Source organism: Halomonas hibernica, assembly GCF_013183775.1.
GTDB lineage: Bacteria > Pseudomonadota > Gammaproteobacteria > Pseudomonadales > Halomonadaceae > Vreelandella > Vreelandella citrativorans.
The window spans coordinates 119289-141519 of the sequence record NZ_VIFN01000006.1 but is presented as its reverse complement, the minus strand read 5'-3'; the positions used below and the strand labels follow the sequence as shown (position 1 = coordinate 141519).

At 57.8% G+C, this 22231-nt stretch carries 25 protein-coding genes; 15 read left to right on the top strand and 10 right to left on the bottom strand.

The annotated features are described in order from the left end of the window. Positions 1–27 precede the first annotated feature (27 nt). On the top strand, positions 28–1080 hold the full coding sequence (locus FKN99_RS11255; RefSeq protein WP_216658051.1) for a substrate-binding domain-containing protein: 1053 nt from the start codon (positions 28–30) through the stop codon (positions 1078–1080). A gap of 86 nt (positions 1081–1166) precedes the next feature. On the opposite strand, the gene mtnK is transcribed toward FKN99_RS11255, so the two are convergent. Together mtnK and FKN99_RS11245 are read right to left on the bottom strand one after the other, a co-directional pair. Next, the gene (gene mtnK / locus FKN99_RS11250) at positions 1167–2444 is read right to left on the bottom strand and encodes an S-methyl-5-thioribose kinase (RefSeq protein WP_172117928.1); all 1278 of its coding nucleotides are present in this window, start codon (positions 2442–2444) and stop codon (positions 1167–1169) included. A 146-nt stretch (positions 2445–2590) separates the two neighbouring features. Continuing rightward, positions 2591–3346 carry a DeoR/GlpR family DNA-binding transcription regulator gene (locus tag FKN99_RS11245; RefSeq protein ID WP_172117927.1) on the bottom strand — a complete coding sequence of 252 codons (756 nt, stop codon included), beginning with the start codon at positions 3344–3346 and terminating at the stop codon, positions 2591–2593. A gap of 146 nt (positions 3347–3492) precedes the next feature. Here FKN99_RS11245 and FKN99_RS11240 point away from each other — a divergent pair, with 146 nt between their 5' ends. The 5 genes from FKN99_RS11240 to FKN99_RS11220 are packed head-to-tail and all read left to right on the top strand — an operon-like array spanning position 3493 to position 8753. Beyond that, positions 3493–4485 (top strand): ABC transporter substrate-binding protein, encoded by a 993-nt coding sequence (locus FKN99_RS11240; RefSeq protein WP_172117926.1) that lies wholly within the window; start codon positions 3493–3495, stop codon positions 4483–4485. A 2-nt stretch (positions 4486–4487) separates the two neighbouring features. Beyond that, positions 4488–6188: an ABC transporter permease gene (locus tag FKN99_RS11235; protein WP_172117925.1), complete on the top strand. Its 1701-nt coding sequence runs from the start codon at positions 4488–4490 to the stop codon at positions 6186–6188. Next, positions 6176–7222, top strand: a complete 1047-nt coding sequence (locus tag FKN99_RS11230; RefSeq protein ID WP_172117924.1) for an ABC transporter ATP-binding protein — start codon at positions 6176–6178, stop codon at positions 7220–7222. Before FKN99_RS11235 ends, FKN99_RS11230 begins: the two co-directional genes overlap by 13 nt. After that, positions 7219–8307, top strand: coding sequence for an MBL fold metallo-hydrolase (locus tag FKN99_RS11225; protein ID WP_172117923.1), 1089 nt, complete (start codon positions 7219–7221; stop codon positions 8305–8307). Before FKN99_RS11230 ends, FKN99_RS11225 begins: the two co-directional genes overlap by 4 nt. Then, positions 8304–8753 carry a phosphatase domain-containing protein gene (locus FKN99_RS11220; RefSeq protein WP_018917114.1) on the top strand — a complete coding sequence of 150 codons (450 nt, stop codon included), beginning with the start codon at positions 8304–8306 and terminating at the stop codon, positions 8751–8753. The genes FKN99_RS11225 and FKN99_RS11220 overlap by 4 nt, the downstream gene beginning before the upstream one ends. A gap of 36 nt (positions 8754–8789) precedes the next feature. Here the strand turns inward: FKN99_RS11220 and FKN99_RS11215 are convergent, their stop codons facing one another. The 5 genes from FKN99_RS11215 to FKN99_RS11195 form a co-directional block, all read right to left on the bottom strand. Continuing rightward, entirely contained in the window at positions 8790–8963 is a 174-nt protein-coding gene (locus tag FKN99_RS11215) for a DUF1289 domain-containing protein (protein ID WP_172117922.1), read from the bottom strand. Further along, the gene (locus FKN99_RS11210) at positions 8963–9328 is read right to left on the bottom strand and encodes a hypothetical protein (RefSeq protein WP_172117921.1); all 366 of its coding nucleotides are present in this window, start codon (positions 9326–9328) and stop codon (positions 8963–8965) included. Before FKN99_RS11210 ends, FKN99_RS11215 begins: the two co-directional genes overlap by 1 nt. Before the next feature lie 49 nt (positions 9329–9377). Next, the gene (locus tag FKN99_RS11205; RefSeq protein WP_172117920.1) at positions 9378–10544 is read right to left on the bottom strand and encodes an MFS transporter; all 1167 of its coding nucleotides are present in this window, start codon (positions 10542–10544) and stop codon (positions 9378–9380) included. Continuing rightward, positions 10535–11563, bottom strand: coding sequence for a GlxA family transcriptional regulator (locus tag FKN99_RS11200; protein ID WP_172117919.1), 1029 nt, complete (start codon positions 11561–11563; stop codon positions 10535–10537). Before FKN99_RS11200 ends, FKN99_RS11205 begins: the two co-directional genes overlap by 10 nt. 87 nt (positions 11564–11650) lie before the next feature. Next, positions 11651–12334 (bottom strand): GntR family transcriptional regulator, encoded by a 684-nt coding sequence (locus tag FKN99_RS11195; RefSeq protein ID WP_172117918.1) that lies wholly within the window; start codon positions 12332–12334, stop codon positions 11651–11653. Positions 12335–12781: 447 nt separating this feature from the next. On the opposite strand from FKN99_RS11195, the gene FKN99_RS11190 reads away from it, so the two are divergent. The 6 genes from FKN99_RS11190 to FKN99_RS11165 all read left to right on the top strand — a co-directional run bounded on the left by FKN99_RS11190 (position 12782) and on the right by FKN99_RS11165 (position 17068). Next, positions 12782–13237: a DUF2170 family protein gene (locus FKN99_RS11190; protein WP_172117917.1), complete on the top strand. Its 456-nt coding sequence runs from the start codon at positions 12782–12784 to the stop codon at positions 13235–13237. 21 nt (positions 13238–13258) lie between these two features. Beyond that, entirely contained in the window at positions 13259–13954 is a 696-nt protein-coding gene (locus FKN99_RS11185) for a PspA/IM30 family protein (RefSeq protein WP_172117916.1), read from the top strand. A gap of 104 nt (positions 13955–14058) precedes the next feature. Continuing rightward, positions 14059–14784 carry a DUF2491 family protein gene (locus FKN99_RS11180; protein ID WP_172117915.1) on the top strand — a complete coding sequence of 242 codons (726 nt, stop codon included), beginning with the start codon at positions 14059–14061 and terminating at the stop codon, positions 14782–14784. A gap of 65 nt (positions 14785–14849) precedes the next feature. Next, a complete protein-coding gene (locus FKN99_RS11175) occupies positions 14850–15260 on the top strand; it encodes a DUF350 domain-containing protein (RefSeq protein ID WP_172117914.1) in 411 nt (136 codons plus the stop codon). A gap of 11 nt (positions 15261–15271) precedes the next feature. Beyond that, the gene (locus FKN99_RS11170) at positions 15272–15883 is read left to right on the top strand and encodes a DUF1190 domain-containing protein (protein WP_172117913.1); all 612 of its coding nucleotides are present in this window, start codon (positions 15272–15274) and stop codon (positions 15881–15883) included. An 18-nt stretch (positions 15884–15901) separates the two neighbouring features. Further along, positions 15902–17068 (top strand): glutathionylspermidine synthase family protein, encoded by a 1167-nt coding sequence (locus tag FKN99_RS11165; RefSeq protein ID WP_172117912.1) that lies wholly within the window; start codon positions 15902–15904, stop codon positions 17066–17068. A 21-nt stretch (positions 17069–17089) separates the two neighbouring features. Here the strand turns inward: FKN99_RS11165 and FKN99_RS11160 are convergent, their stop codons facing one another. Genes FKN99_RS11160 through FKN99_RS11150 form a run of 3 tightly spaced genes read right to left on the bottom strand, consistent with a single transcriptional unit; the run spans position 17090 to position 19152 of the window. Next, complete coding sequence (locus FKN99_RS11160; protein ID WP_172117911.1) at positions 17090–18310, bottom strand: molybdopterin molybdotransferase MoeA; 1221 nt, start codon at positions 18308–18310, stop codon at positions 17090–17092. Continuing rightward, positions 18303–18821 (bottom strand): molybdenum cofactor biosynthesis protein B, encoded by a 519-nt coding sequence (gene moaB, locus FKN99_RS11155; RefSeq protein ID WP_172117910.1) that lies wholly within the window; start codon positions 18819–18821, stop codon positions 18303–18305. The genes FKN99_RS11160 and moaB overlap by 8 nt, the downstream gene beginning before the upstream one ends. Positions 18822–18825: 4 nt before the next feature. Further along, the gene (locus FKN99_RS11150) at positions 18826–19152 is read right to left on the bottom strand and encodes a DUF1244 domain-containing protein (protein ID WP_172117909.1); all 327 of its coding nucleotides are present in this window, start codon (positions 19150–19152) and stop codon (positions 18826–18828) included. Between the two features lie 242 nt (positions 19153–19394). Here FKN99_RS11150 and mobA point away from each other — a divergent pair, with 242 nt between their 5' ends. Genes mobA through moaA form a run of 3 tightly spaced genes read left to right on the top strand, consistent with a single transcriptional unit; the run spans position 19395 to position 22230 of the window. Further along, positions 19395–19997 (top strand): molybdenum cofactor guanylyltransferase MobA, encoded by a 603-nt coding sequence (gene mobA / locus FKN99_RS11145; RefSeq protein WP_172117908.1) that lies wholly within the window; start codon positions 19395–19397, stop codon positions 19995–19997. Continuing rightward, the gene (gene moeA / locus FKN99_RS11140) at positions 19994–21241 is read left to right on the top strand and encodes a molybdopterin molybdotransferase MoeA (RefSeq protein WP_172117998.1); all 1248 of its coding nucleotides are present in this window, start codon (positions 19994–19996) and stop codon (positions 21239–21241) included. The genes mobA and moeA overlap by 4 nt, the downstream gene beginning before the upstream one ends. After that, complete coding sequence (gene moaA / locus FKN99_RS11135) at positions 21238–22230, top strand: GTP 3',8-cyclase MoaA (protein ID WP_172117907.1); 993 nt, start codon at positions 21238–21240, stop codon at positions 22228–22230. The genes moeA and moaA overlap by 4 nt, the downstream gene beginning before the upstream one ends. The last annotated feature ends 1 nt before the right edge of the window (position 22231 follow it).

Sequence of the window (22231 nt, the reverse complement as noted above, 5' to 3'; positions counted from 1 at the left end):
AAAAACGTTAACAATCGGGACACCGCTATGCTTAAACACCGTATGCTCAAACGCTTTGCTGTAAGTTTTACCGCCGCCATGGCGCTACTGGGAACGATCCTGGCAACGGCTGAGGAGCGCCCGGCACCCTTCGATGCGCCGGAAGATGTCACCATCGCGCTTATCCGCTATATCTCCACGGGCGATTTTTTCCAGGCCTATCTGTCGGGTGTAGAGGCGCAAGCCGCTGCGCTGGGCGTGGATCTGCGCGTGCTGGATAGCCGCCAGGATGCGGCCCTGCAGGCAGATATGGTGGACCAGGCCATCGCGCTCGGCGTCGACGGCATCATCATTCAACACGGGCTGCCGGAGTCCATGAAAGACGCTGCCCAGCGCGCTGTAGAGGCGGGTATTGATGTTGTGGCATTCGATGTGGAAGTGGACAACCCCGCCATCCCGCAAGTCGAGCAGTCCGATTATCTGCTGGGCGAGTTGGTGCTTAACCAGGCGCTACAGGATAACGGTGACCGCTTTACCGCAGGCTATGTTTACGTGCCAGGTATCGCGCCGCTTGATCGCCGCAACGCCGCTTGGGAAGATTTTAAAGAGGCTCACCCAAGTGTGACCGAAGCCGCCGTATTCGGCACCCTGGATAACCCGATCGCCAATTCGGTTGCCAATCAGGCCCGCGCGGTGATTCAGGCCAATCCGATGATTGATGTGTTCTTCGCGCCCTATAATGAGTTTGCAGCGGGCGTGAAAATAGCCGTGGATGAAATGGGTCTGGGTGAGGATATCGCTATTTATTCCGCCGACATCTCCACCTCTGATATTGCCGCCATGCGTGAACCCGGCTCGCCCTGGGCCGCAACGGTTGCCACCAACCCAACGGTGGTAGGCGAAGTCTCGGTACGTACACTGGCGCTTTTGATGGCCGGTGAAGCGCCCGGCCAGCAGGTTATCGTGCCGCCCACACTGATCACCCAGGACTTCCTGAACGATAACGCTATCACCAACATGGAAACGCTGGGCGAGAATATGCCGCAGTTCTCCCATGCTGAGGTGGCGCTTGCTGATTGGCTGCCCCTGCCTGAGCGTTAATCCTTGCGAGTCATACAACAGCCGTTCAAACGCCGCGAGCCTAGAGCCCGCGGCTTTTTTATAGCACGTCTTTTATAGAAGGCTGTTTATAGAACATCCTGACGGTTATACGCTTGGGCCAGTTCAATAAGCGCAGGTATTTCACAAACCGCCTCAGGATTCATAATAAGCGCCTGGCCCATCAACACATTGCGGGCTTCAAGCCGGGCGCGCAGGGCAGTGTCTTCGATCTCTTCGAAATCCGCATTATGGGCCAGTGACAGCACCCGGCGGTGCATTTCGATACCGCAGTAGGCCAACGCATCCAGGCGAATTTCCTCCAACAGCGCATCGCAGGCGTCGTCCGCGCTGTTGCCTTGGTCTTCAAACAGCGCCCTGGAGAACAGAATGCCGGTGCGCTCGGTTTGCCATAAGTGGCGGAACTCGGCATCAAAGCTTGTGAAGCACGCCTCGATGACGTCGAGAATCCACGTCTGGTACGCCTCCAGTTCGTCATCCTGGCGATGGGCAGGCTGACTAAAGTACGCCATCAGGAAGTTGGCTACGGCCATTCCCAAATCAAAGGCCATCGGCCCGTACTGGGAAAACTCAGGGTCGATCACGCGCACGTCGGTGTCGGTCGCCATGATCGAGCCCGAGTGCAAGTCACCGTGGAGCATGGTTTCGGTGTTGGCGGTGAACTTCATCAATAGCCGCTGAACCCTGGCTTTTAAGCGCGCGTTGCGGCGCAGCTCGTCCACCACCGGCGAAAGCTCCGGCGTGTGGTGATTCATCTCGGCGCCATAATAGGGGTCGGTGAACACCAGCGATTCCGTAATCGCGGGGATCGCCACGTTGCCGGAGAAAAGCCCCACATCCTGTTTCTTCTCAGGGCTTGGCAGGGAAAGCTCCGAGCCGCGAAACGCCGTGCGCGCGCAGAACTGGCCGATGATTTCCCCCAAGCGAGCCACGCGCTCACCTTTAATCAGCTTGCGGCGCAAAATCGTGTGCGGGTAAAGATACTCCATCACAAACAGGGCCTGGGGCTTATCGAAATAAAACACGTCAGGCGCAATGTTGGGGGCACGCTTGGCCTGGCGCACCAGGGCGTAATACTCAAAATGGGCGCGGTAAAGCGGCAGCGGCCAGCTTTCGCCCACCATACGAACATAGGGCAGCGCCTGCTTAACCACCACACTGCCCGTGGTACCCGTCACGATAAACACCAGGTTCAGGTTGCCATCGCCCACCTCACAAATTTCCCAGCTCGCGGGGTCGCCACCAACACGGCTGGCGACTTCGTGTACATCACCCAGCCGCGTTGCCAGCGTATCGACGGATAGCGCTTCATAACGCAAGGTCGCTTCTGATTGACCGTTTTCCACAGCGTGCTCCTCAAGCCAATTTTTGGGGTATTTGTCATTACCTGAGGGCCAATGTCAAATAGATACCCGCGGCTGCGGCTACCTCGCCGACCACTTATACCTGCTCATATCAAACTGTTCATATCAAACTGCTCATATCAAACTGCTCATATCAAAAACCTAACGCCCTGTGCGGCAAGAGGGCTGCGCAATCGGTCAGGGAGCGCCACGTCGGTAATCACCGCGTCATAATCGGCTAGTTGTCCCGCCGTACAGCGCAGCGGTAAATCAAACTTGGTGCTATCCAACACCAGAACGCGCAAAGCCGCATTGGCCAACAGCGCTTCACGCGCCATGACCTCATCGTCGTTATAGTCGAAAAGGTTGCCGTGAGCATCCATGCCGCCTACCGAAACAATGCCTACATCCGCCCGGTAGCGTTGAAAAAAGCGCCACGCGTCGCCGCCAATCACGTCCTGGTCGCGGCGGCGCACCCGGCCGCCCGCCACCACTAGCTCACACTCTAGGGCGGATAGCCTGATAAGCGCGTGAAGATTATTGGTCATGATATGCAGGCCCTGTTTGTCGTGCAGCGCGTCGGCCAGCTGCTCAACGGTGGTGCCGGTGCCTAGAAACAGCGACTGATGAGGCTGAATCAATGAAGCGGCCTGGCGGGCAATAAGGCGTTTTCCAGCTTCATTGACGATCTGGCGCTGGTCGTAACCGATATTTTCGCGGTCGGGAAACGGCAGTACCTCGCCGTGGCGCCGCAGCACCATGCCCTTTTCGGCAAGAAAGCGAATATCGCCGCGCAGCGTTTGCACGGATACCCCAAACTGATCAGCCAGCGCCTCTAGCGAATGGCGCCCCTCCTGGCGCACCCGCTCAAGCAGCGCTCGGCGACGCTCGTTTAAGCCTTTCATTCTGCTCTCATCTCCCCTCTTTTTTATTAACGAAAGACTTTCCGATGCTTACGAAAGCTCTCCTCCTTCAAACGAAAGGGTAGTGTCACGATGTTGTAAGGTGATGACAATAGTGTGAGGAGGGTCAACTCACTGGAGACTTTCTGATGCTTAAGCGCTCACTCTGCACCGCTATTGCTCTTACCACCACGATGGCAAGTTTGGCTCTTTCGGCAAACGCCGTTGCCGACGACAAGCTCGTGCTCTACACCAGCCAGCCCAACAGCGATGCCCAGCAAACGGTTGATGCCTTCCAGGCAGCCTACCCGGATATCGAGGTGGAGTGGGTACGCGACGGCACCACGCGATTGATGACCCGCCTGCGCTCCGAGCTTTCCGCCGGGGTCAGTAACCCGGATGTGCTGCTGATCGCCGACAGCATGACCATGGAGTCGTTAAAGCAGGAAGACCAGCTTCAGGCGTATTTGAGCCCTAATCGTGAAGCCTTTGATGCCGAGCTTTTTGACCCCGAAGGCTTCTACTACGGCACCAAACTGATCACCACCGGTATCGTGTATAACACCGGCGCTGACGAGCAGCCGCAAAGCTGGCAGGACCTGCTCAAGCCCGAATATGAAGGCTTAGTGACCATGCCAAGCCCGCTTTACTCGGGCGCTGCCCTGATTCATATGGCAGCGATTAGCGAGAACTCCGAGCTGGGGGAAAGCTATTACGATGCCCTGCATGACAACCGCACCGAGGCCCAGGGTGGCAACGGCGGGGTGTTCAACGCAGTGGCAGCGGGCACCAAGCCTTACGGCATCGTGGTGGATTTCCTGCCCATCCGCGAAGCGGCCAAAGGCTCGCCGGTCGAGTTTGTCTTCCCTGAAGAGGGTGTGAGTGCAGTCACCGAACCTGTCGCCATTATGGCCGGTGCCAAGAACGTCGACGCGGCTCAGAAGTTTGTCGATTTCGTACTCTCGGAAGAAGGTCAGCAGTTGGTCAGCGAGCAGGGTTATCTGCCTGCCCACCCGGGTGTTACGCCGCCGGAAGGCTTCCCCGCCCGCGACACCATCGAGCTGATGCCTGTTGATATCGCCCAAGCGCTTGAGCAGGAAGAAGCCCTGAAGCAGCGTTTTAGCGACCTGTTCGGCGGCTGATCATGTCACCGAGTCTTACTCAAGGCAGCCAGCACCGCTGGCTGCTTACCCTTTTGACGCTTACCGTCGTCCTGCTGAGCCTGGCGCCTAGCCTGCGCCTGTTGGTTGAGGCGTTAAGCGACCTGACCCAAGGGGGCAACGCGCCGCTATGGCGTGTGCTCCAATCAGCGAGTACCTGGCGAGCGCTGTGGCACAGCCTGTATACCTCGGGGCTGGGCATGCTGATTGCCCTTGCGCTGGGCAGCCTGTTTGCGTTCGTGATTACCCTCACCGACATTCGCGGCAAGGCGTGGCTAGTGTTCTGTTTTATGTTGCCGATGATGATTCCGCCCCAGGTCACGGCACTTAGCTGGTTACAGCTATTTGGCCCGGCAAGCCCATTACTCAAAAGCATCGGCATGGCGCCGCCGTTGGGCAGCCCGCAGCCACTCTACTCGGCGGAAGGCATCGCCCTGCTATTAGGCATTCAAAGTGCCCCGCTGGTGTTTCTGGCGCTGCGCACCTCGCTACTTTCTCTACCCCGCGAACTGGTCGAAGCCGCCCGCATTAGCGGCGCCCGGCAGAATCAGGTATGGCGGCATATTGTTCTGCCCGTGACGAGAAGCGGCCTGGTGGCCGGTGCCGCCATGGCGTTTATCTCAAGCCTGGGTAACTTCGGCATCCCGGCCATGCTGGGCATTCCAGCAAGCTACTACGTACTGCCTACGCTGATTTATCAGCGCATGGCCAGTTTTGGCACCGGCGTACTGGCTGAGATGGCCGCCCTTTCGCTGCTGATCGGCGTGCTGGCGCTGGCGGGTGTGGCGCTTCAGCAACACTGGATGGGCCGCAGCCGTTTTGGGCTGGTGGGACATAGCGGGCGCGCCCATGATTTCTCACTCGGCCGCTTTCGCGCGCTGGTCACGGTGCTGCTGGTAAGCGTGTTGCTGATCATTCTTGTTGCGCCGCTGGTGGCGCTGGTGGTTAGCTCGCTGGTGCCGGCCATGGGCGTACCGCTCAATGCCGATACCGCCACGTTGAACGCCTACCATGAAGTGATTGGCCGCCAGGGCGCTACGTGGCGCGCCATGCGCAATAGCTTTTGGCTTGCCGGTGGTGCAGCCGTGGTGCTCATGCTGTGCAGCCTGCCGCTGGCCTACCGCCTCCAGCGGCTTCCAGCGCGCCTGCAAAACCTGACGTTGAGCATTATCGAGCTGCCTTACGCCCTGCCCGGCGTGGTACTCGCAATTGCCTGCATACTGCTGTTCGTGCGGCCACTGCCCATTATCAACGTGGCGCTTTACGGCACGCTGGGGCTGATCTTCGTGGCTTATCTGGCGCGTTTTCTGGTGGTGTGCTTAAAGCCGGTCAGCGCAAGCCTCGCGCAGTTAGATCCTTCGCTTGAAGAAGCCGCCCAGCTCGCCGGTGCCGGCCCTTGGCGTCGCCTTTCCACTATCGTGATGCCGCTGATTGCACCTGCGCTGTTTGCCGGGGGCTTGCTGGTATTTCTGCTGGCCGTCAACGAGCTGACCGTCTCGGCACTGCTATGGAGCGCCGGTAACGAAACCCTGGGCGTGCTGATTTTTAACCTCGATGAAGGTGGCGAAAGCGTTCTAGCGTCAGCGGTGTCCGTGCTGGTCGTGCTGATGGTCGCTTCACTCATGCTGTCGCTTAGCCTTCTGGCCCCGCGTTTACCCAAAGGAGTCGTGCCATGGCAGGGCTAACCCTCAAGCAAGTCACCAAGCAGTTTGGCGAACACAAAGCCGTGGATGGGCTTTCATTAACGGTTGAGCCGGGCGAGTTTGTCGCCCTGCTCGGCCCCAGCGGCTGCGGCAAAACTACCATGCTGCGTATGCTGGCCGGTTTCGAGCAGGTAAGCGGCGGTGAAATCCATCTGGGCGATACGCTTCTGGCAAGCGAGCAGCACCACGTGCTCCCCGAGCAGCGCAACATGGCCATGGTGTTTCAATCCTACGCGCTGTGGCCGCATATGAGCGTCGCCGATAACGTCGGCTACCCGCTAAAACTACGCGGCGTGCGCGGGGCGGATTATCAGCACCGCGTTGAGCAAGCGCTTGCCCTGGTGGCGCTTGAGCCCTACGCCCAGCGCACGCCGCAGGATTTAAGCGGCGGCCAGCGCCAGCGCGTGGCACTCGCCCGTTGTCTGGTCACCGACCCGTCAGTAGTGCTTCTGGATGAGCCATTGGCGAACCTGGATCGCCACCTGCGCGCCTCCATGGAGCACAGCTTTGCGGATTTTCACCGCCGCACCGAAGCCACCATGGTCTACGTCACCCATGACCAGAGCGAAGCCATGGCGCTGGCCGACCGTATCGCGGTGATGCAAGCGGGCAAGCTGGTGCAGTGGGCCACGCCAGAAACGCTCTACCGCGAGCCGCGCACGTCCTGGGTGGCAAGCTTTATCGGCCAGGGCAGCCAGTTAATGATAAGCACCGGCGCACCGGGCAGGCGCCTCAGCGGCAGTGAGCTGATGCAAGGGCTGACGTCTCCCGCTTCCCAACGCCATCAGGCGGTGCTGGTGCGCCCGGAGCATATTCAGGTGCACCCCGAGGCGCCCACCCAGCAGGATTTAACCGCCCGCGTTGAACGCCAGACCTTTCGTGGCGAGCGCTATGAGTTCCATCTGCGCATGGCCGGTGGCGAAACGCTGCTCGCCTATCATCCCCACGCCCTGAAAGAGGGCCAGCAAGTGGCGCTAACGCTATTGGAAGGCTGGTGTCTGGAGCCCGACCAATGAGTGCCAGCATCAATATATTGAGCGGCCTGGGCGATAAAGGCCCCGCAGCTATTGTGGTGGAAGCCAACGGCAAGCGGCTTCTGTTGGATGCCGGCGGCGCACTGCACCCAGGCGAGCCAATTACCTGGGCGCGCGGGCTTGATGTCGATGCGGTGATTATCAGTCACGACCATATCGATCATATTGGCGGCGTCAGCGAGCTACCCGCTACGCTACCGCTTTACTGCACACCTTTAGTGGCTCAGGCACTTCCCAACGGGCGCGCCTGGCAGCCGTTGCCCGAGCGCGGCACCTGCCAAATTGCCGGTATTACGGTGACCACCGGGCAGGCGGGCCATTCGTTGGGCGGGGTTTGGATTCACCTGGATGTCGAAGGCGGCATTTTCTACAGCGGCGACGCCTGCTTTGAGTCCCGGCTGTTTCCGTTTGATACGCCGCCACCGGCGCGTATGGCGCTACTGGACGCTTCTTATGGCACCTACGATCAACCCCAGCAGGCATGCGTGGACGCCATCAGCGAACACTTGTGCCGCCCGCTGGTTTTCCCGGTGCCTGAATCAGGCCGAGCGCTTGAGATGGCACTCTGGCTAGCCGAAGAGGCGGATGCTCGCGGGCTTTCGCTTGCCATTGATCCGATTATTCGCGCCAATCTGCAAACCCTGCTGGCGCTCCCCGCAACGCTTCGCCGCTCCCATGCGGATAAAAGAATAGGAGCGCTTCTGGCGCGCCCCGACGCCTCTCAGCCAAGCCTCAAGCTGATTAGCGACCGCGATGATACGGCGGCCATGTGGCCAGGCTTTCAGCTGATGCACACCGGTTACCTGACGCCTTCGCGCTGCGCCGAACTGGCCGCTGGCGACATCCTCTGGCAGCGCTGGAATGTGCATCTGCGCGCCTCACACCTGGTTGCACTTGCCGATCAGCTAAACGCCGAACGTGTGGTGCCGCTGTTTACCCCTTTATCCGAACCGGCTCTTAGCTCTTGGCGCATGTTACTCGGTGCGCGCCTTGCCACACAAAAGGCCCTGTTCTTGAATACTTACGCCTTGAATACTCACACCTTAAATAACCGGAGCCTTGCATGACCCACGCCGTGATTGTCGATGTTGACGGTACCTTAGCTGAATTTCACCCCACGAAAGTACACGAATGGGTGTTAGGCCCCGCCAAACAGTGGGACCCCTTCTTTGCGTTTATGGCCGAAGCGCCAGTGATCGAACCGGTCGCCCGGCTGGTGAAATTATTGAAGGCCCAGGGCCAGCAGATCATCATTTGCAGCGGCCGCCCGGACACTCACCGCGAACATACCCACGAATGGCTGACGCGCAACGCGATCCCGTTTGACGCCATGTACCTGCGCCCGGATGGCCATGACCACGTGGATGACGAAGCCGTCAAAGAAGCCCTGCTCAGCACCATGCGTGAAGACGGTTTCGAGCCCTGGCTGGTGCTGGACGACCGCGATGCGGTAGTTGCTCAGTGGCGCGCTCTAGGCCTTACCTGCCTGCAATGCGCCCCGGGTGATTTTTAACCAAACGCCGCCCAAACGATATTTTCCTAACACCCGTTACTTGTTGAGCTTCTTGTACCGCTGTTCGGCCCTCTTGATGGTGGCAATTTTTTCGGGCCGCTTCATGGATTTCCAGTGGCGAATTTCTTCTATGCTTCGCCCACAGCCGGTGCACATGCCGCCCTTCAACTGACAGGCGGATATGCAGGGGCTATCGATTTTCTTGGCCATCAGTGCCTCACACTTCGCGCGCGCAGTCGGTGCTGCCAGTTGCCGCCATGGGCGCGCTGGCACGCCTGTTCACTATCGAAGTCGATGTGCGGTGTGATGCTATCCAGCGCCACACCCGCCTCGTCCAAAGCGCTAGCCGTGAAATCATGCAGGCGCTGTTTGGCTTCGCCCTTTAGCGCTGAGGCTAAATGGGCATCGGTATCAAATACCCAGATAACCACCAGGCTTTCGGGGAAGTGTTGGTAGTCCACGCAGTGAGTTAACCAGACGAACCCAACCACCTCAGTCTTGGCCTGCTCGCAGACTTCAGTCAGCGAAGCAACAAGCTGGCGCTCCAGCTTGCCGCGTTCCCGTTTAGCAATCATTCAACCACCTGACGTAACAAATAAAATAATATGACTATGTTATAACATCTTAAGAAAGCAGAGGCGCGTTTAGCCGCCGCTGCCATGCCAGCAGCACCATAGGCAGTAACGAGACAGGAATCAGCAGCGCATTGAGCGTTGCCCAGCCCAGGGTGTTAACCAACGGCCCCGCCAGTAGCGCTGTCAAGGCCGCCGTACCGAATACCAGAAACTCGTTGGCCGCCTGAGTCCGCGCCTTATCTGCCGGTTGATAGCTTTGCGTCAATAACCCGGTAGCGGGCAGGAAGGTGAAATTCCAACCAAGCCCCAGCAGGATCAACGCAACGTTAAAGCCCGCTAGCCCGACATCAAACTGTGCGGCAATTGCGCTTGCCACCAGCAGCAAGCAGCCAGCGCTAATCATGCGTGGGGCACCAAAACGAGCCGTCAAATGGCCGGTAAAAAATGAGGGCAAGAACATGGCAACCACATGCCACTGAATAGTGGTGGCGACATGGTTAAAGTTGTGCCCGGCCCCTTCCATCGCCAGCGGTGTGGCGGTCATGGCCAGATTCATCACGCCGTAGCCAATGGCTGCCGCGCTAACGGCCAATAGAAAACCGGGCTGGCGCAGGATAGCGGGCAAGGGCTTTTTCTCCCCCTCTACTGCCTGCACAAAAGCGACCGGCAACCGCGTACAAAGCAATATGCCAAGTGCCAACACGTAGAGCACGCCCAGCCCAACGAAGCTACCTAAAAACGGTGTCTCGCTCAGCTCACGGCTAAAGCGGGCAAGCCAGGGGCCTGCAAACGCAGCCAACACTCCACCGCCCATCACTAAACCAAGCGCTTTATCGCGCAGTACTGTGGGGGCTGCTTCAAGGGCCGCAAAGCGGTAGAGCTGCCCAAAGCCAATGCCGATGCCAATCAGCCAGGTCGCCAGCAGGAACAGCCCAAAGCTTTGCTGACGTAGCGCTGAAATGGCCACGGCCGTACCTATCAAGCCGATAAGATTGCCCAGCACAAACCCGCGTTTACGCCCCAGCCGCCCCATGATCAGCGAGGCGGGAATGGTGGCACACATCAGCCCCAGCCATTGGCTGGCCACCGGCACAGTGGCCCAGTTAGCTGTCGGTGCCAGCGAGGCGCCAATGAGCGGCGATACGGCAATCAGCAGGATATTGCCACTGACCAACAGCGCTTGGCACAGCGATAACAGCGTAACGGTTATTGGCATGGCGATGGCTCCAAAAGCGTAGGCCCAAGAGTAGGCGTAAGGGTAGGCGTAGCCGCCGCGCCGAAGCGCTGACGATACACAGAAGGGGAAACACCGTAGTAACGTTGAAACTGGCGTCGCAGTTGCTCAGCGCCGCCCAAACGCCAGCGCTCGGCTAACCGCTCAAGCGATACCGTTTGATGCCCATCCAGCAGCGCCAAACGCGCCTGCTCCAAGCGTAGCTGGGTCAAATAAGTAACCGGCGTCGTGGTTAAGTGGCGCTTGAATAGGCGGGTAAGATGACGTGGTGATACGGCCATTAAGGCCGCCATACTTTCCAGCGAATGTGCCCCGCCTGGGTCGGCATGCAGATGATCCAGCAAACGACGCAACGGGCCAGCATCTTGCTGGCAGCGTAGAAGTTCGCTGAACTGCGACTGCCCGCCGGGGCGATGCAGAAACATCACCAGTTCTCGTGCTACCTGCCCGGCAAGGGCAGCGCCGTGGTCGGCTTCTACCAGCGAAAGTGCCAGATCGATACCGGCCGTTATCCCGGCGCTGGTGTAGCGAGCACCGCTTTGGATATACAGCGCATCGGGCTCAACATTAAGCGCGGGGTACTCCTCGGCAAGCTGGTCGGCGTGGCGCCAATGGGTAGTGACGCGCTGGCCATCTAAAAGCCCGGCGGCAGCAAGCAAGAAAGCCCCTGAGCAGATAGAGCCTAACCGGCGCACGTGAGGCGCCAGCTCACGTAAAAGAGCCAGCACGTGCGGGTCTTGGCGTAACGCCATTACACCGCTGCCACCTGCAATAAGTAACGTATCCAAAGGCAGTAGCTGGGGAAGTTCGGCATAGGTGTGGCTGGCGTACACCGCCAGGCCGCCGTTAGTCATCACCGGCCCAGATGCATCGGCGACCAGGGTTAAGCGGTACAAGGGCTCCGGGCTTAGTGCGTTGGCGCTGGCAAACACCTGCCAAGGGCCGCTGACATCCAGCAATTGGCAATCGGGGTAAGCCAATAAGGCAATATGGCGCGTCACGTTCTCTCTCCAGATCGTTAATAGGAAGAGTTTCCGCCGCGCGCGACGTGTCGGCAAGGACCATTACCCCACCAATACGGACATTACCTAACTTGGCTGACTGATCGGCGCTTCCATACGGCGCACGCTGGCCACAAAGTCGCTGAATCGCTCGCCTTGAATCAGCACATGGTCACACAGCGCTTGCTCAGCCAGTGCGGCATCGCCTTGGGTAATGGCATCGACAATGGCCTGGTGCTCGCTCAAGGAGTTATGCACGCGCTGGCGAACCTGCAATTGCAGGCGACGATAGGGCTTTAAGCGCTGTTTTAGCTGACGAGCTTCGCTGGCTAGAAACGTATTGTGGCTCGCCGCATAGATGCAGTCATGAAACGCTTCGTTTTCGTAGTAGTACTCGTCCGTATCGCCCGCGTGTGCCGCTGCTTCACAGCGTTTATGGGCCGCCTGAAGCTCTGCCAGCTCCGGGTCACTAATGCGTCGGGCCGCCAGGCGCCCGCACATGCCCTCAAGCTCGGCCATGACTTCAAACATCTCGATTAACTGGTCGATGCCGACCTTGGCCACAAACGTGCCTTTTTTCGGTGATACGGTGACCAAACCGCTAGCCACCAGCTGCTGGAAGGCTTCACGCACGGGTGTGCGGGAAACATTAAACGTTCGCCCCAGCTCGTCCGGGTCGAGCCGTTCACCTGGCACCCGCCGCCCATTAATAATGTCATCTTCCAACGAGTCCTTAAGCCGTTGAGCGTTGGAACGTTTGCTCTCAGCCATCTGTTTCCCACCCCTTTTATTTATAAGAGCGACCGACCGCCTTACTGTCTTCAGGGCCGGAACGTGACGCTTAACTCTTCCACCACTAGCGAAATATATATCATACGTCTTGATATACATTCGATCAGCTTTCCAACACTCCTACATTAAAACAAGCTCACGGAGATAACGTAAGCAGTAGCACCTCAGCCTGCTGCTGAAGCGTAACTGGGCGGTTGGCTATCCTTATCCATGTTATCGACTCCTTTTATCGTACGCTTAACGAAGAACTCCTCTCCTGCCTGTGGGTCTTAAATAGGCTCGCTCAAGAAGCGCTGCTGATAGTAAAACATCCAGGCGCGCAGCGTGTTAGCGTAGCCTTTTACTCAAACGCGATAGTGCGTTATTAGAAGATGATGAATTGTCAGTGCTAACATAACCTTCATTTTGCATAAGGAGCTTGCTGCTTTGATTACTCACAATGAAACGGGTGCTTTCTCGGCAGCCGAACTCTACCGCGTTATTAACGATGCCTCCGCACAGGAAGAAGCCGTTGAACTGGAGTGGCCAGCGGCCAATGTTAGTTTAGATGAAGCCAACCAAACGTTGATTTGGGAGCTTCACGATTACGGCAATTTAACCTTAACGCTTTCGCGCAGCGACAATGAGTGGATTGCCATGACCGCCATTGCCCCGCTGGACAGCGTATCGAATCCGGCTGAGCTTAACGACGTGTTACTGCGCCAGGGCCTTGCGCTTCCGCTTGCCTCTATCGGTATCGTATCCATTGATAATCGAGATTTTTACGTGGCTTACGGGCAGCTGTTTGGCGATTCAAAGCTGGTGTCTATTTGTGCTGAATTACATGCCACGGCCAGCGCTGCCATGGAAGTCGCCGACTTAATTCACGATCACTTTTCTTAATACGCGTTTAGGAGCAACTTTATGTTAAGCAAAATCATGACGGCGTTACGTGGTAAAGCGAATGAGACCGGCCAGGCCGTCGTTGACTCTCAAGCGCTGCGCATTTTGGACCAGGAAATCCGTGACTCTGAAAATCACCTGAAACAGTCCAAAACCGAACTTGCGCGCTTAATGGGTCAACGCCAGCTGAACAGTAACAAGGCAGATACCCTGGAAAGCAAAATTGCCGAGCTTGAGCAGAGCGCTGAAGCCGCGCTGGATAAAGGCGAAGAAGCGTTAGCGGTCGAAGTTGCCGAGCGCATGGTCAGCATGCAGGATGAGCTGGACGCCGAGCGCAGCATCGTCAGCGAGTACGACGCCAGCATTGAAAGCCTGCGCGGAGCCATTCGCAATACGGAAAATCAGCTGCGCCAGCTAAAACAGCAGGTGAGCGTGGTAAAAGCGACAGAGTCTGCACAGAAGGCTCAGTCTGCCGTAGCGGCGCGCCACTCCGGGCAAAATAGCGCTATGGGTAGTGCGATGGAGTCTCTTGACCGGATCCGTGAGCGCCAGCAGCTTAACTCAGCCCAGATGCAGGCGGCCGACCAAATGGCTGCCGAAGAGAGCGGTTCATCACTGGATGCACGCCTGAAAGCGGCGGGTATTGGCGCCAATGAGCGCAAAGCCGAAGACGTGCTGGCACGTCTGAAAGCCAAGAAAAATACTCCACAAGCGTAAACGTGGCACAGCGCCCGCCCACCGGCGGGCCTGCACGTCACTGAGCCATATTGATTCTGCACCAACGATTCGCGCTATCGGCTTGCCCTTTGGAGGCTTCTCGAATGTTTAAGACACTTAAGGCCCTGTTCGGCACTTCCAATGAGGCGGCGAACCCTGCGGCAGAAAACGCCTCCACCTTCACTGCTGGCCTGCCGACCGGGATGTCACAAGAAGATTTTGCGGGGCTGCGTCTGGATGGGCGCGTCAACATTCAGTTGGCTGAGTTAAGCGCCTATTCCGATGCACTCTTTGGATGGGACAGCGCGCCCTATCATCATGTTGCGGCTGTCGGGCATATCGACCTTGGCCAGGGCGCCCACTTGGTACGCTTTTATCTGGATAACGATACGTGGCTGCAAGCCAACGTCGAAAACCAGCGCGTGATTGAGTACAAGCTGTTTGATTTTTATCGTGTGACGCATTTGTCGGATATCGAGTTCGATGCGCTGATCAACGCAAGCGATAAAAAGGCAGGCCAGCTGGGCGCACAAACGATTGCTGTCGAGGCGACCGATGCTTCCGGGCGCACCTGCCAGTTTCAGCGTGTGTGGGGCGATGAAACGAGCCTTTGGTCGCCGCCCGTCGTACTTGAAGAGCAGGTAATGACCACCGAAAGCGTCATGACGCGCAGCGTTACCCACCATGCCATGCTGTACGAGCGCCCTATTGAAGACTCCGAGCGCATGGAATATGTATTGCTGAATGCGGAAGATGACGGTGAGGGTGGGTTTATGCTGGTACAAAATCTCGGTGTTGATGTTACATCGGTCGATATTGATGCTATTTAAACGCGGCAAGCCCCAACACACGCCATCACCACAACGTTGACTCTCAACCAAGGAAGATTTTATACATGCAGTATTTACAAGGCTTACCCCACTTTTTGGGCTATCTGATCGGCGCACTCGTGCTTCTCGTTGCGTTTATGTACTGTTATAGCCGTATCACGCCCCACCACGAGTGGACGTTAATTCGCGAAGGTAATGCAGCGGCGGCCACGGCCTATGCGGGCTCTATCGTCGGTTTTACACTGCCGCTCTACAGCGCTATGGCCAACTCCATCAGTTTCATCGACTTCATCTTGTGGGGCATCATCGCGTTTGGTGTTCAACTGGCGGCTTTCTTTGGCCTGAAGATGGTGCTGAAGAATCAGGGAGAAAGCCTGTCACTGCATATCACTGAAGGTCATATGGCTTACGGTATTCTGGCGGGTAGTGTCTCCATTGCGGTTGGCCTGATTAATGCCGCCTCGATGACGTGGTAAGGAGTTTAACGATGGCACATAACGATCAGACCCCACACCTGCCGCGACGCAAACGCAGCGCCCGCCTCTCGCTTGCGATGATGGGCGCCAGCGCATTCGGGCTAACGGCGTGTGGCCAGCCAGAGCAAACGACCGATGTAAGCTTTGACAGCCCACGCAGCTACCAAAGTGTTGATGAGTGCGTGGCCGCCGATGTATATACCCGCAGCGCCTGTGAAGATGCCTACGAGGCGTCCATTAAAGAAGTCCCCCGCTTCAATACGCTTGAAGAGTGTGAGGCTGAACACGGTGAAGGAGCCTGCACGGCCCCCACCGAACAGCAGTCGCAGGCGGCCACCGGCAGCAGCGGCGGTGGCTGGTTTATGCCGGCCATGATGGGTTACATGGTGGGTAACATGATGTCGCGCACCAGCCACGGTGCGACCAACCGGGGAGTGTACCAAGAACCGGTTTACCGCAATCGTCAGAACCAGGGCAACTGGAATACCGCCACTAACCAGGCCAGCCAGCGTGTCAATCAGCGCCACCAGGCCCTGCGTACCACGGCGACCCAGAACCGCCAGGCCACGCAACGTCGCGGCTTCGGTTCTCGCTCATCCGCTCGCGGCGGCTGGGGCTCGTGATGTACCTCGGAAATCCCCATGCTTAGAGTTGATGTTGCAGAACGCGCCAACTGGAAAACCCTGGCCCACGAGCTGGGGTTTCATTTTCATACCATCGGCGGCGAACCCTACTGGAAAGAGAGCGCCTACTACCAGTTCTCGCTGGATCAAATAGAGCGGGATATTGAGGCGCCTACCGAAGAGCTGCATGAAATGTGCATGGAGCTTGTTGACCGTGTCTGTCACTCCAATGCGCTGATGCAACGCCTGGCGCTGCCGGAGTTCATGTGGGACACCATTCACGACTCCTGGGTGTCTGGTCAGCCACACCTTTATGGGCGAATGGATTTTGCCTATTCAGGCCAGGGCCACGCCAAGCTGCTTGAGCTTAACTACGATACGCCCACCTCACTGTATGAAGCGGGCTTTTTCCAGTGGGTATGGCTGGAGCAAGCCATCCAACAGGGCATCATCCCGCGCCACGCTGACCAATATAATTCCATTCAGGAGCGGCTGATTAATGCAATGGCGCATATTGGCGACCGGTTAGACAGCGCCGAGATGTACTTTTCATGTATCAAGGATAATGACGAAGAGCGCGCAACCGTACACTACCTGCAGGATGTAGCCGTTCAGGCCGGTTTAAAAGCGCCCTTCATTTATACCGAAGATATTGGCTACCAGCGCGACGGCGACTACTTTGTTGACCTGGATAATCAGCCCATTCAGGCACTGTTTAAGCTCTACCCTTGGGAAGAGTTGGCCGACGATGCGTTTGGCGAAAAGATTCCCCAGCTGCACACCCACTGGTTTGAACCACCGTGGAAGGCGATTCTCTCTAACAAGGGCATTCTGCCCCTGCTGTGGGAGCACTTTAAGGGCCACCCTAATTTGCTACCTGCCTATTTTGAAGAGCGCTCGCCTTCACCGCTGCCGCCCGGCTGGGTACGCAAGCCGTTCTTTTCACGCGAAGGCAGCAATATTGAACTGTTAACGCCAGAGGGGCAGCGAGAGGTAGTGGATGGCCCCTATACGGACAGCCCCTGGATTCGCCAGGCCTACCACCCCATGCCGCGCTTTGGCGAACATCACGCGTTAATCGGCAGTTGGGTGGTGGGTGATCGTGCTTGCGGGATCGGCGTGCGGGAAGACGTAGGGCGAATTACCAAGGATTCATCCTGCTTTGTGCCCCACGCCATTGTTTAACGGTCAGGAGAACACGCCTGCTTACTCCGCCAACCATAAGCAGCTAACGGTATCGCCGGGCGTTACCTGATGATGGGGAGGAATAACCGCCAAGGCATCGGCCTCAATACACGACGACAATACGCCGGAATTCTGGTCAGCAAAGGCCTGGGCCGTTATACCGGAAGGTGCAAAATTAAGCGTTACGCGCATATAGTGCTGGCGCGGTCCGGTCGAGGTCTCAAAATTCGCCGTTGCGGTTAACGTTGGCAATGCCTTCTGTGCCGGGCAAGCCAACAACGCCCCCATGAGCGGGCGCAAAAATAGCCAGGCCCCCACAAATCCCGAAACCGGGTTGCCCGGCAAACCCACAAACCTTGCCTCACTGCCGTCAGCGCGAGGCAAGCGGCCTAGCGCCAAGGGCTTGCCTGGGCGTATGGCCAAGCGCCATAAATCCAGCTCGCCCAAGGCATCAAGCGCGGCCTTAACGTGGTCTTCTTCCCCCACACTGACACCTCCAGTGCTTACCACAACATCGGCGTCAGCGGCGGCCTGGGTTAATAGCGCCACCGTTTGAGCGTAGTCATCCGGCACACTAACGACCTGCACCACGTCAGCGCCAAAGCGCTCAAGCAGGCGCTTTAACATGGGCCGGTTGGAGTTATAAATTTGCCCCGGTGCCAGCGGCGTTCCGGGGTCGACGATCTCATCGCCGGTCGAGAGCAGGGCAACCTTAGGGCGGCGGCGTACGCTTACCTGGGTAATGCCCTGCCCCGCTAAATGCCCCAACGCGGCCGCTTCCAGACGCAGCCCTTTGTTGAGCAAACAGTCGCCCACACGCACATCCCGCCCTTGGCGGCGTACATTGTCGTCAGGCGGAATATTGTCCGGTATCAAGGCCTTGCCTGCCTCAACGCTAACGCGCTCCTGCATGACGACGCAGTCCGCGCCTGCTGGCAATTCGCCACCGGTAAAGATGCGTGCACAGCTACCGGGTGCCAGCGGCGCTACCTGTGTTCCCGCCGCAATGCGCTGGCTGATGGGCAGCCACCGACCTGCATCGCTTGCGCGCAACGCATAGCCATCCATCGCACTGTTATCAAAGGGCGGGACGTTAAGCGCTGCCATCACGTCGTCAGCCAGCACCCGCCCGCCAGCGGCGTCCAAGGCGGCTTCTTCCGCACTGACGGGACTCACGCCAGCCAGCAGCGCTTCAAGCGCGGCACTTACTGGTTGCAAATCAGCTGTTTGCAAATCAGCCATGCTGGCCTCGCTCGGGGATCACCAGGTTGGCAAAATTGCACGGTTTGTGGCGGCTATCGAGCTGCTCTTTCAAAATACCTTCCCAGCCCGTACGGCAGGCGCCGGTTGAGCCGGGCAGACAGAAGATGACCGTGGCATTCGCCAGGCCACCCAGGCAGCGGCTTTGAATGGTGGAACTGCCAATTTCCTCACCGCTTAACTGGCGAAACCGCTCGCCAAATCCTTCGATATGCTTATCCAACAGCACCGAAATGGCTTCCGGTGTGGAATCACGCCCGGTAAAGCCGGTGCCGCCGGTGGTAATAACCACCTGCACCCCGGCGTCGGCAATCCACTGGGCCACGATAGCGCGAATCTGGTAGATATCGTCAGCCACAATCCGCTTATCGGCGAGCCGATGGCCGGCGGCGGTCAAACTCTCGACCAACTGCTGGCCGGAGCGGTCATTCTCTTCGGTGCGCGTATCTGAAATCGTCAGTATGGCTATGTTGAGGGCAACCATCGGCTCCATAACGCTACTCCTGACCGCTTTTCTTGGCTTGGCGAGCGTCCAACGCCGCCAACTGTTCAGGCGTTGCAGTGCCCTGATAGTGCGTTTTCCACTCGCTGTAGGGCATTTTGTAGACGTACTCGCGCGCGGCTTCGTAATCAAGCCGCTCGCCTCGCTCTTCGGCTGCGCTCACCAGCCATTTGGAAAGGCAGTTACGGCAAAAGTCCGCCAGGATCATCAGGTCGATATTCTGTACGTCCTTGTTATCGTCCAGGTGGCTCAGCAAACGCCGAAAGGCAGCGGCCTCAAGCTCAGTGCGAGTAGCCTGATCAAACTCGTTAAAATCTGACATTAGCGTTTCCCTCATAAAAAGTGACTGTCGTGCAGCATACCAAAAGACACCGCTTATCGGCGCTGTTCCACCCGATAACGTAGCCAAGCGAACCCACTGTTTGATATGGGTCATAGTGCTTACCATCAAGCATCTAACGCATAGACAAGCGCATAGACAAGCAAGGCCCTTGGCCGCCATCATAGCGACAAGGGATCTACACTTGGAAATGGCAAGGCTGATCGGCCAGAGGAGACATGCCAATGATCACGACCCACGCATTAACCGGCATGGTGCTCGCTGGTGGCGAAGGCCGCCGCATGGGCGGGCGCGATAAGGGGCTGGAGCCCTTTGCTGGGCTACCTCTGTTTGCCCACACAGCGGCCAGGCTTGAAGGGCAGGTTGCTGAACTGCTGATTAGCGCTAACCGTAACCTTGACGCCTACCGCCTGTTTGGGCGTGTGATCAGTGATGCGGAGTCAGGCTTCCAGGGTCCTTTAATGGGCATTTATAGCGGGCTGCGCGCAGCAAACACGCCGTGGCTATTGATAGCTCCTTGCGATACGCCGCTTCTCCCGGACAACCTGGTCGCACGAATGCTGGCAGGCATACAAAGCGCCGATATCGCCGTGGCGTTTGATGGTCAGCATCTGCATCCTACGGTGGCCTTGATACGCACCACACTGGCGGATGATCTTCAGGCGGCCCTGAAAAGCGGCGAGCGTAAAATTCAGCGCTGGTACGCACGTCATAATATGCGCCGTGTGGATATGTCCGACTGTCTCGACGCCTTCGCCAATCTCAATACCGCCGAAGAGAAAAGCCGCTTGGAAGCGCAATGCCTATCCGCCAGGAACGTACCATGACGCTCTCCTGCTTTGAGCTTGGCGACCAGATGCTGAGCGTGGAAGAAGCCCGCCAAGCGCTGACAACGCTTATTGAAAGACCGCTTGCCCATGAAGTCATTGACCTGCACCGTGCCCATGGCCGCCGCTTGGCGCACGATATTATGGCGCCGATCAACGTACCGCCCGGTACCAACGCCGCGATGGATGGTATTGCCCTTGCCTGGCCAGACACACAGCCATCCCAATGGCTGCTTATCGGTCACTCTTTGGCAGGGCATGGTTTTCAGGGCGCCGTGCCGCCTGGCGCTTGCGTGCGGATTACCACGGGCGCCCCGCTACCGGAGGGCACCGATACGGTTATTATGCAGGAGCAGTTAACAACGCACGGCGAGCACCTCCACATCGCAAACCCTGAGCGCGTTAAGCGTGGCCAGAACGTACGCCTGGCCGGGGAAGATATTCTCAAGGGCAACCTGGCGCTTCCAAAAGGAACGCGTTTGGATGCCGCTAGTATGGGGCTACTGGCATCGCTCGGCGTGGCACAGGTTTGCGTGGTCCGGCCACCGACGGTGGCGCTGTTTTCCACCGGCGATGAAGTGACAGCGCCTGGCGAGCCGCTGGAGAATGCCCGCATTTATGATGCCAATCGGTTTACCTTGATGGGTTTATTAACCGAACAGGGCGCTGAGGTGATTGATCTGGGTATTCTTCCCGATGATCAGCAGGCGATACGTAAGGCGTTATCCCACGCCGCCCAAGTGAGCGACCTGGTGCTCACCAGCGGCGGTGTATCAGCAGGGCAAGCTGACTTTACACGGCCTGCCCTTGAGCAACTTGGCCAACTAACGTTTTGGCGCGTTGCGTTACGCCCAGGGCGGCCACTGGCCTGCGGCTGGCTGGGAGAGTCGCGTACGCCCTTTGTGGGCTTGCCCGGCAACCCTGTCGCTGTCATGGTAACCTTTTCACAGTTTGTCGTGCCGTTGCTCCATCACTTGCAGGCATTCGCCATGACTCCGCCACCCAGGCTTTACGCTGTCGCAGATGAAGTGCTCAACAGCCGCTACCAGCGTACTGATTTTTTGCGCGGCATTTACCATAGCGATACGCAAGGTGTGCTCCACGTACGCACGACCGGTGCTCAAGGGTCCGGCATGTTAAGTTCGATGGTCGCGGCTAACTGTCTGATCGAACTACCCGAGGACCAGGACGGTGCACAAGCTGGCGAGATAGTCTGCATTCAACCACTGGTGAGATGGCCATGACTAAGCAACTAATTGATGACTTTGGTCGCCGAGTTAGCTACGTCCGCATCTCGGTGACCGACCGCTGTGACTTTCGCTGTGTGTACTGCATGAGCGAGGAAATGACGTTTCTTCCGCGTGCCCAAGTGCTCACCCTTGAAGAGATCAGCATGGTCGCCCAGGCCTTTACCGAACTGGGTGTTGAAAAAATTCGCCTGACCGGTGGTGAGCCCCTGGTGCGCCGGGACATAGAACAGCTGGTCGATGACATTGGCCAGTTGCCCGGGCTGAGCGACTTCACCATGACCACCAATGGCGCCAGCCTGCGTAAACATGCCCAAAGGCTTTACGCAGGTGGCCTGCGCCGTCTCAATATCAGCCTGGATTCACTGGACCCGGAGCGCTTTAAAAAGCTCACCCGCACCGGCGATTTAACACGCGTTATTGACGGCATCCATGCGGCAAAAGAGGCCGGATTTACCCGCATCAAGTTAAATGCGGTTATTTTAAAAGGTCGTAATGATGATGAGGTACTGGACCTTGTCGACTTTGCACGTGACGAAGGGCTGGATATCAGCTTTATTGAAGAGATGCCGCTGGGCGATGTGTCCGACCACTCACGCGCAGAAACCTTCTACTCAAGCGATGATGTACAGGCCCTGATTGAAAAGCGCTATACGCTAACCCCGACCACCGAAACCACACCAGGCCCGTCGCGCTACTTTAAGATGGCCGACAGTGACAGCCGAGTTGGCTTTATATCGCCGCACAGCCACAACTTTTGCGACACCTGTAATCGCGTGCGGGTCACGGTAGAAGGCCGTTTATTGCTCTGTTTGGGTAACGAACACTCGGTCGACTTGCGCGCCGTGCTGCGCCGCTATCCCGGTGATATGCCGCGCCTTAAAGAGGCGATTGTGAATGCGCTACCACTCAAACCCGAGCGGCACCATTTTACCACCGACGGCGATATTCAGGTTGTTCGCTTTATGAATATGACAGGGGGTTAGC

What these genes read in the sequence shown, in the direction of transcription:
- FKN99_RS11165 (WP_172117912.1), top strand. Translation starts at nt 15,902, where the DNA reads ATGCTTAGAGTTGATGTTGCAGAACGCGCCAACTGGAAAACCCTGGCC.
- FKN99_RS11220 (WP_018917114.1), top strand. Translation starts at nt 8,304, where the DNA reads ATGACCCACGCCGTGATTGTCGATGTTGACGGTACCTTAGCTGAATTT.
- moeA (WP_172117998.1), top strand. Translation starts at nt 19,994, where the DNA reads ATGACGCTCTCCTGCTTTGAGCTTGGCGACCAGATGCTGAGCGTGGAA.
- FKN99_RS11245 (WP_172117927.1), bottom strand. Translation starts at nt 3,346, where the DNA reads ATGAAAGGCTTAAACGAGCGTCGCCGAGCGCTGCTTGAGCGGGTGCGC.
- FKN99_RS11205 (WP_172117920.1), bottom strand. Translation starts at nt 10,544, where the DNA reads ATGCCAATAACCGTTACGCTGTTATCGCTGTGCCAAGCGCTGTTGGTC.
- FKN99_RS11235 (WP_172117925.1), top strand. Translation starts at nt 4,488, where the DNA reads ATGTCACCGAGTCTTACTCAAGGCAGCCAGCACCGCTGGCTGCTTACC.
- FKN99_RS11210 (WP_172117921.1), bottom strand. Translation starts at nt 9,328, where the DNA reads ATGATTGCTAAACGGGAACGCGGCAAGCTGGAGCGCCAGCTTGTTGCT.
- FKN99_RS11160 (WP_172117911.1), bottom strand. Translation starts at nt 18,310, where the DNA reads ATGGCTGATTTGCAAACAGCTGATTTGCAACCAGTAAGTGCCGCGCTT.
- FKN99_RS11215 (WP_172117922.1), bottom strand. Translation starts at nt 8,963, where the DNA reads ATGGCCAAGAAAATCGATAGCCCCTGCATATCCGCCTGTCAGTTGAAG.
- mobA (WP_172117908.1), top strand. Translation starts at nt 19,395, where the DNA reads ATGATCACGACCCACGCATTAACCGGCATGGTGCTCGCTGGTGGCGAA.
- FKN99_RS11230 (WP_172117924.1), top strand. Translation starts at nt 6,176, where the DNA reads ATGGCAGGGCTAACCCTCAAGCAAGTCACCAAGCAGTTTGGCGAACAC.
- FKN99_RS11255 (WP_216658051.1), top strand. Translation starts at nt 28, where the DNA reads ATGCTTAAACACCGTATGCTCAAACGCTTTGCTGTAAGTTTTACCGCC.
- FKN99_RS11240 (WP_172117926.1), top strand. Translation starts at nt 3,493, where the DNA reads ATGCTTAAGCGCTCACTCTGCACCGCTATTGCTCTTACCACCACGATG.
- FKN99_RS11195 (WP_172117918.1), bottom strand. Translation starts at nt 12,334, where the DNA reads ATGGCTGAGAGCAAACGTTCCAACGCTCAACGGCTTAAGGACTCGTTG.
- moaA (WP_172117907.1), top strand. Translation starts at nt 21,238, where the DNA reads ATGACTAAGCAACTAATTGATGACTTTGGTCGCCGAGTTAGCTACGTC.
- FKN99_RS11225 (WP_172117923.1), top strand. Translation starts at nt 7,219, where the DNA reads ATGAGTGCCAGCATCAATATATTGAGCGGCCTGGGCGATAAAGGCCCC.
- FKN99_RS11180 (WP_172117915.1), top strand. Translation starts at nt 14,059, where the DNA reads ATGTTTAAGACACTTAAGGCCCTGTTCGGCACTTCCAATGAGGCGGCG.
- FKN99_RS11175 (WP_172117914.1), top strand. Translation starts at nt 14,850, where the DNA reads ATGCAGTATTTACAAGGCTTACCCCACTTTTTGGGCTATCTGATCGGC.
- FKN99_RS11185 (WP_172117916.1), top strand. Translation starts at nt 13,259, where the DNA reads ATGTTAAGCAAAATCATGACGGCGTTACGTGGTAAAGCGAATGAGACC.
- FKN99_RS11150 (WP_172117909.1), bottom strand. Translation starts at nt 19,152, where the DNA reads ATGTCAGATTTTAACGAGTTTGATCAGGCTACTCGCACTGAGCTTGAG.
- FKN99_RS11170 (WP_172117913.1), top strand. Translation starts at nt 15,272, where the DNA reads ATGGCACATAACGATCAGACCCCACACCTGCCGCGACGCAAACGCAGC.
- moaB (WP_172117910.1), bottom strand. Translation starts at nt 18,821, where the DNA reads ATGGAGCCGATGGTTGCCCTCAACATAGCCATACTGACGATTTCAGAT.